This window comes from Anaerolineae bacterium (assembly GCA_016931895.1).
Classification (GTDB): Bacteria; Chloroflexota; Anaerolineae; order 4572-78; family J111; genus JAFGNV01.
The window spans coordinates 1-8,623 of sequence record JAFGDY010000149.1; the positions used below are offsets into that span (position 1 = coordinate 1).

At 53.0% G+C, this 8,623-nt stretch carries 7 protein-coding genes; 5 read left to right on the top strand and 2 right to left on the bottom strand.

The window, feature by feature from the left end:
- Positions 1-268: 268 nt before the first annotated feature.
- Genes JW953_11355 through JW953_11370 form a run of 4 tightly spaced genes read left to right on the top strand, consistent with a single transcriptional unit; the run spans position 269 to position 5,469 of the window.
- A complete protein-coding gene (locus JW953_11355) occupies positions 269-2,581 on the top strand; it encodes a tetratricopeptide repeat protein (GenBank protein MBN1993287.1) in 2,313 nt (770 codons plus the stop codon).
- Positions 2,574-2,963 carry a DnaJ domain-containing protein gene (locus JW953_11360; GenBank protein ID MBN1993288.1) on the top strand — a complete coding sequence of 130 codons (390 nt, stop codon included), beginning with the start codon at positions 2,574-2,576 and terminating at the stop codon, positions 2,961-2,963. Before JW953_11355 ends, JW953_11360 begins: the two co-directional genes overlap by 8 nt.
- On the top strand, positions 2,960-3,712 hold the full coding sequence (grpE, locus tag JW953_11365; GenBank protein MBN1993289.1) for a nucleotide exchange factor GrpE: 753 nt from the start codon (positions 2,960-2,962) through the stop codon (positions 3,710-3,712). Before JW953_11360 ends, grpE begins: the two co-directional genes overlap by 4 nt.
- A 23-nt stretch (positions 3,713-3,735) precedes the next feature.
- Entirely contained in the window at positions 3,736-5,469 is a 1,734-nt protein-coding gene (locus tag JW953_11370) for an Hsp70 family protein (GenBank protein ID MBN1993290.1), read from the top strand.
- 188 nt (positions 5,470-5,657) lie between these two features.
- Here JW953_11370 and JW953_11375 read toward each other — a convergent pair whose 3' ends face one another.
- Together JW953_11375 and JW953_11380 are read right to left on the bottom strand one after the other, a co-directional pair.
- Entirely contained in the window at positions 5,658-5,867 is a 210-nt protein-coding gene (locus tag JW953_11375) for a hypothetical protein (GenBank protein MBN1993291.1), read from the bottom strand.
- A 353-nt stretch (positions 5,868-6,220) separates the two neighbouring features.
- Positions 6,221-7,732, bottom strand: a complete 1,512-nt coding sequence (locus tag JW953_11380) for a metallophosphoesterase (GenBank protein ID MBN1993292.1) — start codon at positions 7,730-7,732, stop codon at positions 6,221-6,223.
- Positions 7,733-8,007: 275 nt separating this feature from the next.
- Here JW953_11380 and JW953_11385 point away from each other — a divergent pair, with 275 nt between their 5' ends.
- Positions 8,008-8,169: a hypothetical protein gene (locus JW953_11385; protein ID MBN1993293.1), complete on the top strand. Its 162-nt coding sequence runs from the start codon at positions 8,008-8,010 to the stop codon at positions 8,167-8,169.
- Positions 8,170-8,623 lie beyond the last annotated feature (454 nt).

Here is an 8,623-nt window from a genome sequence, read left to right on the forward strand (position 1 = left end):
AAGAGGTGTAGAGAGGATAATTGATGGAAACGTTACTCGAAGAAGACCTTCACTGGTGGTAGTGGTCACAATCGACACGCCTGGTTGATCTTAACTGCCCGCTAGCGGTTGACAGATAATCAGTCTAAACAACTGATTTTTTATTTCAGGGACCTTTTTGAGTAAATATCATGAGATGAGATCAAGAAGATAGTGCATTTTTCGGATATATGCTATAATCTCCGTTTTAGAGACAATACTACAAAAGGCCGATCAATACCCTGATTTTATGTCTAAACGAAGCACGCGGCGCAAACGCCGGGAAAAACAAAAACAAAAAACACGCCTAAGCGGGCCGGAATGGATTAAGCGAGGCCATACGGCCCTCCGGCAGGCCGACTACAGCGAGGCGATCCAGGCCTGGGAACAGGCCCGGCGCAAACCCGACGCGCCCAAAATACTGGCCGCGGCTTTGGCCGAGGTGTATTTTCGCCGGGCCGTGAGTGCGCCTGCCCCTGCCATTGAGGATTTAAAGCAGGCTGTTCAATTACAGCCGTCCGATCAAATTTATCGTTACCATCTGGCCCTGGCTTATCATCGCCGGGGTGAATTGGCCCAGGCCGAGCCGCTGTATCGCCAACTATTGGCCGAGACGCCGCCCTGGTCGCGCGCCGCTGAACCCCTGGCCCAATTGCTGCTTGAGCAGAGCCAAACAGCCAACAAAGATCCGGTGTGGCCCCACCTGAACGCCGAGGCGCAGACGCAACTGGCTGCTGTTGAGACGTTGGTGGCCAAAAAAGTTATGCCTGGTCTATCAGAAAAACCGCTCCACCCCCTGTGGCGCGGGTTAACGGCCTTGGCCTTATTAGACGAGGTGGTCGCGGCCCAGGCCGATCTGCAAACGGTTGTTAAAACAGGCAATGAGGCGCACCCGCTGGTGAAAGGCGTGGCCCACTATTACCTGGGCGTCATCGCCGCCCGGGCCGACCAACTGGAAACAGCCCTGACGCGCTGGCAAACAGCGCAGTCCCAAGGGTTGAACAGCGAGCACTTGCGCCAAAATTTAACTGCGATTATTTACGAGCAGGCCATAAAAGCGCAGCAAAACGGGCAACCCCAACAGGCGGCCGATCTGCTGGAACAGGTTGATTTTGCCAATAACGATTTAAAAGATTTTCGCCGCCAACTCAACCTGGAACTGGCCTACGCCGCCGCCCAAAAAGGCGATTGGCCACAGGCATTGACCCGCTGGCAAAAAGCCGAACAATCCGGCGACAACAGCCGCCGCCTTGTTTTTAACCTGGCCCTGGCTTATCAGAAAACGGAAAATCACCGGCAGGCCGCCGAATACTGGCGCGCCCTGCTGCGCCGCCGGCCCCGCAAAGCCGATCACCCCGACGCCCTCACCGACGAGCAGGTAGCTCGCATCTGGCAAAACGTGGCCGAAAACTACAGCCTGGCCGGAGATTACGAAGAAGCCGTAACCACCTACAAAAATGCGGTCAAATGGGCGCCGGATAACCTTGACCTGCGCCTGCAACTGGTTGAAGCTTATCAAATCGAGGGGCGCTGGCAGGCCGCCGAAAATGAACTCGACCGCATTTTGGATAAGGACCCCAACAACATCCGCGCCCTCACCCTGCTGGCCGAAAGCTACAGCGAGGATTATTTTTTAGAACCTGCCCGCGAAATCTGGCTACGCATTTTGAGCCTGGAGCCGCAAAACCCGGTGGCCCGCCAGCAATTGGCCCAAACCTATGTCCGCGAAGGTGTGAACTATAACCTGTGGGGGCATTACAAAGAGGCAGTCAAAACATTTGAAGAGGGGTTAAAACACGTCCCCCACAACCAGCGCCTGCTGACCATGCTGGGCGGTACGTACGTGGATTGGGGTAAACTCAAGCAAGGGCGTCAATATTTGGAGGAGGCACTGGCCGTTGACCCCAACGATTTACACACCCTGTACACAATCTTCATCATCTGGCTGGAACATAACGCCAGCCAGGAATTACAGCAAACATTTGAACGCATTAAAGCCGTCCCCCAGCCCATTCCCGGCGAGTTCTTCTTGGACCTTTTTGAGCAGTGCCAAAAATTCAACCGGAAAAAGGAAGGCCGGAAAATCCTTGAATATACCGAGCAGCGTTTCGCCGACGCCGCCGACGTGCTGGTCACTATTGCCCACCATTATGTTGAATTGGAGCAGGATAGCGCTGCTCTTTCCATTCTGCGCCGGGTGCTGCGAGACAACCCCGACCATATTGAAGCCAACATAGAATTAGGCGTTTTGTATTACTACATGGATCAAACCCGGCTGGCCAAACGCCACTGGGATAAAGCCCAGGCCCAGGCCCAGCGCGAAAAGAACCCGCTCATGGCGCATCGGGTCAAACTGGTTAAAGACGAGTTTTTGCACGGCAAAACGCCGCCGCGTAACCCGCTAGAAATGCTTATGAATTTACCGCCCCACCTGCGCGAACAATTAATAAATCAAGCCCCGCCGGAAGTGGCCGAAATGCTGCGCGATCCGGAACTATTGGCAATGATGTCCAGACTTGGCGGGCTGGGCGAGTTTGATGATGAGGATGACTTCTATGTCTGACATGCCTAAAAGCGCGGCTATGCCGGAACGCCGGCCCGACCTGACCGCCAGCGACCCCTACCGCGTGTTGGGCGTTTTGCCCACGGCCACGCAGGCCGACATCAAACAAGCCTACTTTGTCCTGATTCGCCAATACCCACCGGAAACCGAAGGCGAAAATTTTAAACTCATTCGCGCCGCCTACGAAAAGATCAAAAGCGCCCAACGCCGGGTGGAAACCGACATCTTTCTGCCCCAGCCGCCCCCGGCCTGGCAGCCGCCCCCAACCGCGTTAACTCTGGACACCGCCTTTCATCCCCAAGATGCACTGCTGGCGCTGCGCCGCTGGGGCGAGTTGGGCCGGGCCAACTTTGAGGCAGATTTTAGAGAGATTGACCTGTGAGCAAGTCAAAAACATTTGGCGAAAAGCTGAACGCTTTTTTGCTGGGCGAGCGCATCCCCGTACTCAGCGAAAACGACCTGAATAATCTGGAACATCTGGATAACAAATTAGACGAACTGCTGGCCCTGCTCCAAACAACGCCGGCCCGGTCCGAACCATCTTCCTTGCCTGCCGATCAACGGGAGGCAGGCCAACCTCAACCCGCCGTTGACGACTTGAGCGAGCAAATCCGCAAACTGGCCAAAACGCAATTCAAGGCCAATGCCTTGCAAGAAACTCAACTGGTCCAGCAGCAGGAAACCATTGCCGGTTTGCAAAAATCTATTGAACAGCAAGAACAACGGCTGGCCGAACTGAACAAACAACAGCAGCAAGCGCTCAAAACCGCTCAACTGGACCTTATCCAAAGCCTGCTGCCGGCGCTCGACAGCCTGGACGCCGCCTTTGAAAATGGCCGCCGCCAGGTGTTAAAACACCCTATGCCCGCCGAAAGCCGCCGGGCGGTTATCGCCTGGCTCGACGGCATCCGCCTGGCCCGGATGCGCCTGTTGGACGTGCTCAAAAGTTACGACGTCATACCCATTCCTACCCTGGGCCAGCCGTTTAACCCGCATTGTCACGTGGCCGTGGCTACCGATAGCAGCGGCCGCGCGCCTGATGGCATTATTATAAGTGAAGACCAACGCGGCTACGCCACCCCCAACAAAGTGCTGCGCTTTGCCGAGGTTGTCGTCGCCCAATCAAAATAGAAAAGGAAAGTTATGCATATTCAATGAACGAACCTATTGTTGGCATTGATTTAGGCACAACCAATTCGGCGGTAGCCATTGTAAAAAATGGACAACCGAAAATTATAGCCAGCGGAGAGCAGAGGATTATGCCCTCCGTGGTCAGCTACTCTCAACAGACCGGCTGGCTCGTGGGCCAACCCGCCTTAAACCAGTACGCGCTCAACCCCGATAACACTGTGCGCTCCATCAAACGCAAAATAGGCAGCGCGGAAAAAGTTCAACTGGGTGGGCGCGATTTTTCGCCGCAAGAAATTTCGGCCTTTATTTTGCGCGAGCTAAAAACCATCGCCGAAAAAGAACTGGGGCAAGCGGTCAACAAAGCCGTCATTACCGTGCCGGCCTATTTTACCAACGCCCAGCGCCAGGCCACCCAAGAGGCCGGTGAAATTGCCGGGCTGGAGGTGGTGCGCATTATCAACGAACCCACTGCCGCCGCCCTGGCTTACGGGCTGGACCACGAGGCCGACCAACTGGCGCTGGTATACGACCTGGGCGGGGGCACCTTTGATGTGTCGCTGGTGGAAATGACCGGCGGCGTGGTGGAAGTGCGGGCCAGCCATGGCAATACCCAACTGGGCGGTGATGATTTTGACCAGCTTCTGGCCGAACACGCGAGCAAACTTTTTTACAAAAGGCACCAGCTATCGCTCAAAGATAACCGGGTAGCGATGGCCCGTCTTGACCGCAGCGCCGAAGCTGCCAAAATCCACCTGTCCGACTTTCCCGAAGCTGCGCTGCGTGAAGAATACCTGGCCGAGCAAAACGGCGCGCCGCTGCACCTGGATGCGGCCATCACCCGCCCGGAGTTTGAAGATTTAATTGACGGCCTGCTGGAACAAACCCTTGAGTCGCTGGACAAAGTATTTGAAGACGCCGAGTTAACCGTGGACGATTTAGACCGGGTGCTATTGGTGGGCGGGTCAACCCGCATCCCGGTGGTCTGGGACATGGTGGCTAATTACACCGGCCTGGAACCCGACGCCGAGATCAACCCCGACGAAGTGGTGGCTCTGGGCGCGGCGGTGCAGGCGGCCATCATTGCCGGCCAGCCGGTGGATTCAATTTTGGTTGACGTCACCCCCTACTCGCTGGGCATTGAAACCGCCATGCGTATGGGCGGCAGCATTATCCCCGACATTTACAGTGTGCTGATCCACCGCAATACCACCGTGCCGGTCACCAAAGAACAGGTTTTTCAAACCATGCACCCCGACCAGGATACCGTGCATGTGAAGGTTTACCAGGGCGAGTCGCCCATCGCTTCGGCCAACACCTTACTGGGCGATTTTTTGATCAAGGGCCTGAAACCGGCCAAGTCCGGCGAATGCGCTACTATGAACGTTCGGTTTGATTTTGACGTGAACGGCATGTTGCATGTTTCCGCCGCCGATCCCATTAGCGCAAAAAAAGAAAATATCAGCGTGCAGGCCACCCAGGCCCGCCTTTCGCCCGGAGAAATTGCCCAGGCCCGGGAACGGCTTTCGGAAATGGATTTTTTGGCTGCCCCAGAAGAGACGGAAATTCCTGCGATTATTGACGAAGAAACCCAGGCCCTGCTCAACCGAGGCCAAGCTTTACTGGATGGCGGCTCACTGGCAGAGGCGCAAGCAACAAAATTAAAAAGTTTGCTGCAAGCTATTAGCGAGGCCCAAAATCAAGACAATCTGGATGAGCTGGCTGAAGAGTTGTTGGACTTACTGTTTGATCTGGAATAGGGGTTTAGCGAAGTTGCCGGAGTTGGCTTTAACCACCCGGCTGGTGCTTTGAGTTTGCCCCAAAGTCAGTCTGAATGACTGGCTTTTTTATTTATCGGTTAGTGAGTTGGTACAGATTGTCCCTGTTACCCGATCATAATAAAATAAAAAGTGAAAAATTCTGCCAGGTCTAATTATTGCGGAGGTGATCATGATTTGGTCTGAAGTGCGGGAAGCATATCTTGCCACTTCCCTTCTGTTTCCACATACTTGCCCCATGCTTCAATCAGATCGCTACTCTCCCACGCCCCATAGCGCATCGCCGCCCAACAACGACGGGCCACCGGCCAACTGAAACCTCCCGCAATCAGGGCCGGAAAGATCCCGCCCCGACTGACCAACAACTGCCCTTGAAGCATCACCCACATCAATTGTAAAAGAGCAAAATTCGTCCCGACTGGTAATCCCTGGACAACTGCTTGTAATGCTTGTATAGTCTATCGCGATTAGCATAGTCCACCTCTTACAGTTTTTCAAGTTTACGCTTACTGTATTATGGACTTGCTAATCGCTTCTTGTCACATCTCAGTTACCGGAAAGTAAAGTTAAACGATATTCCATCAACAGCGACGATCTGTTCGAATGTTTTTTTAACTCAATCGCCTTGATGAGAGATTTTTGAAGGGTAGCCGGAGGTATTGCTTCTGGTATCTCCATATTTATTTCCTGTCACGCCGGGAATCTGTTATATTCTGCCACAGACGGTGTCGTCTTATTCGGGTGATGTTGTGTTGGTAATGACAGTGGTATGATAGTTGAAAACGGTGTTGCTTTGAGAATCCGTTGCCGTCACTTTCACCTGGTACGTGCCGGGAATAGTCCAGGTAAAGATGGCTGTATCGGCCAGGCCGCCAATCCGTTGGATCAGCGGTTGATCTTCGGCCTGCCAGACATAGGTCAGGGGCATGGTGACCGTAATGGGAGCAGTCGCAGCGACAAAGATCTGGCCGGTGTTTTGATTTCCACGGGAGGGACCGGTAAGGGTGAGCGTGGTCAATGGGATATCCAGCGATTTGGTGACAACAAAGGAGTCTTTGATGATCCCCTGCTGATCAACCGCCTCAACCTGCATGGTGTTGCCGTCAACCGTTACCCGGCTATAGATGCCATAAGTTTGGCTGCAATAGGCCACGGCCAGCCAGTCGGCCTCTTCGCAGGGATAGCTGGCCGCAGAGCCGGCGCCGCTGACCACATACACCACCCCACCTTCGGCAGTGGAGGCAATCTGTCCCTCTCGCAGGGGATAAGTGCGCTGATAGGTGTGATCGTGTCCGCTCAACACCAGGTCCACGCCATACGCATCAAAGATGGGGGGTAGTTTGGGTTGGGAAAGGATTTCGCTATCGCGGCGATGAAAGCCGGTGGAATAGGCCGGAACGTGCATCGCCACGATTTTCCAACGCTGGGGGGTGTGGGCCAGATCATACCGCAGCCAGTCGAACATATCATCAGCAGCAGCAGCATCATCAACCCAAAGTGGGCGGTCTGTATCCAGGGCCACAAAATGAACGTTGCCATAGTCAAAAGAATAGTAGCGTTCACGATCCTGAGGACGCCAGGCATTTTGGGGTAGATCAAAAATGTCCAGGTAGGGAGCCGCCAGATCGGTGAGATAATCGTGATTGCCCACAATAGGGAAGAGTGGCACGCGACTGAAAAGGGTGGGGTAAATCTGGAACACATTGGTATCAAACTCGTCATAGGCTCCATCTTCATACGTGTTGTCGCCGGTAGTCAGGATGAAATGGAAGGAGTCTTTGAGCATTTGATTGCGTAAGCGCCTTTGGCTGATGGTGTCGTTGCCGTAGTCTCCGAAGGCAATAAAGGTAAACGGGGTGTCGCTGCCGGATGGCGGAGCCGTTTGAAACGAAAGCGTTTGTTCCGGCAGCAGGTCGGCCTCATCAACATAGATTTTGTAGTAGTACCGGGTGTTGGGTTGGAGGTCGGTCAATTCGACCCGGTGCATTTGGGTGTTAAGCGGGGTAAGCCGGGTTGTTCCCGTGACCGCCTGACTGTAACTGAGGTTGGGGCTGTACTGGATAACCGGGGTGCTTCCCATGCGGGTCGTCCACAAAATGATAACGCTGGTGTCGGTCATTTGTTGGAGATACGGCCACCAGACCAGGTTATCAGTATCGGCTGCGGCGCAGATCGGCTTTGTACATAAGGGGGTCAATATACTCAGAACTAAGAAAACAACGATGAAACGCAATGGTTTTGGCAATTAAATCTCTCTATAAATTGTAATTGTTGTCCTGGAACCCAAGACTCGTTTTGATAAGATCGTAAACAAGATAATATATCTTTTTGTTCATAAATACAAGATCACGCCTATGATTACAGATTTCCGAAAACAGAGTTTAAGGAGGGAATGCCTCAGTTTAGAGAGAACCCGTTAGAGTGTTCAGGATGCCCCCAGCTTTTGAAAAAAACCTTTATGGGTAAATAAGTTGGGATGATTTAGGCATATCGTATCAAGTTGATATTCTCGACATTCCTATGCGCTATTGCTTTACCAACCGGCCGGCGATGCTCGATTGGCTGCTGCCCTACTTTTCCCTGGCCGAATTCATTGAACCATATCTGCAGGAGGATGGCGAGAAAGTGGGGTTTACCATCACCCGGCAACAGGCTCTGGTGCAGATGAGACATTCTTTTTGACCCTAACAGGGCGTAAGGTGAAAAAACTCCATTCATAAAGAAGTAACGGAAAAATTGAACTGATCAGGGCTATCTGAACAAGGAAGCCTCAATCGAATGAGATTTCACCAAATCCATCTTGAGTAATTTTGAGATGGATTTTTGTATTTGCAGAGATGAATATTGACCCGTACCCTGTCAAATCACGCTCGATCAGGCGGATAAACAAAGTAACTGTCACCCCAGCCCCTTCACTGTACCAAAAGGGCGGACATTATATGGATAGTGCAAACTCGAGGTTATTTGTCTCTTCCGGCGGCGCGGGGTACAATCCGGCATCATACAATGTGAGAGGATAATTGATGGAAACGTTAATCGAAGAAGACCTTCACTGGTGGTAGTGGTCACAATCAACATGCTGGGTTGATTGTGAGCGCCCGGTTAGTGCTTTGAATTTGCCAAAGCCAGTCTAACC